We start from the raw sequence: 991 nt of genomic DNA, 5'->3' as shown, positions 1-991 counted from the left end.
CCCGCGCAAGCTCGGCAGGCGAGCGAGACCGCAGGGCCCGTGCCAGCGCGCGCAGGTCCGGGCTCCGGGGTTCGCGCAACGCCGCGCCAGGGGCCAGCCGGCGCAAGGCACGCACCGTGTTCTCCACCGGCAGGCCGGGATCGGTCGAGGTCACCGCACGCCCTCCTCGTCCCCCGGGCACCAGCGTCACCGATGCGGGGGCGGGCGGGAAAGGGGAGATCGGGCGGCCGATCGGGCAGCTTAGGGGAAACCCGCGCTGGGACACTGGGGTTGTCCCCATGCCGGGCCGGCACCCGGGCTGGCACCCTGGACCCCATGCCAGCCGAGCCCGAGCCGCCGCGTCGCCGCCGACCCTGGTCGACGTCCGGGTGGCTGCTGCTGGTGCTGCTGGTCGTCTTCGCGTTCGGGCTGATCGCCTCGCGGCCGCCGTCGCCGCCCGACCAGGGGCCGCCGACCGGGGACGTGCTCGCCGCGCAGAACGCCGTCGACGCGCTCGTGCACCCCGGCCCGCACCCCGACGCCCTCGCGAAGCTGCCGAAGGACTTCACCGCCCTCAGCGGCGTCACCCCGGGCGCGATGACCGCGCGCGACGGCACCGTGCGCGCCGTCCACACCGACGGCGGGTGCTCGACGCCGTGGGGCGACGACAACACCAAGTGGGACTACGCCGTGCCGTGCAAAGCGCACGACCTCGGCTACGACCTGCTGCGCTACGCCGACCGCAAGGGCCACCCGCTCGGCCCCCAGGCCCGGGAGGCGCTGGACGACCGGCTCTCCTACGACATGCACCACGCCTGCGACCTCAACCCGATGAACTCCGCGTTCACCTGCCGGGTGGTCGCGTCGCTCTACTCGGCGGGCCTGGTCGTCAACTCGTGGCACCAGCGCTGGGGCCCGCCGGTCGGCGACCCGATCGGGCCGATGGTCGCCGGGGTGCTGGTGATCGGCTGCCTGCTGGTCTTCCGGCTGCGCGGCTGGCTGCGGGCCCGCC

General features: G+C 75.4%; 1 protein-coding gene. It reads left to right on the top strand.

What is annotated here, in order from left to right; all coding sequences use genetic code 11:
* Nucleotides 1–315 precede the first annotated feature (315 nt).
* Nucleotides 316–991: phospholipase A2 (locus G3I65_RS17385; RefSeq protein ID WP_239071268.1), on the top strand; the 676-nt coding region annotated here is incomplete at its 3' end.

Origin of the sequence: Amycolatopsis sp. SID8362 (assembly GCF_010550475.1) — a bacterium.
Taxonomy (GTDB): domain Bacteria; phylum Actinomycetota; class Actinomycetes; order Mycobacteriales; family Pseudonocardiaceae; genus Amycolatopsis; species Amycolatopsis eburnea.
The sequence above is the reverse complement of the archived record's forward strand: the minus strand, read 5'-3'. Positions and strand labels throughout refer to the sequence as shown.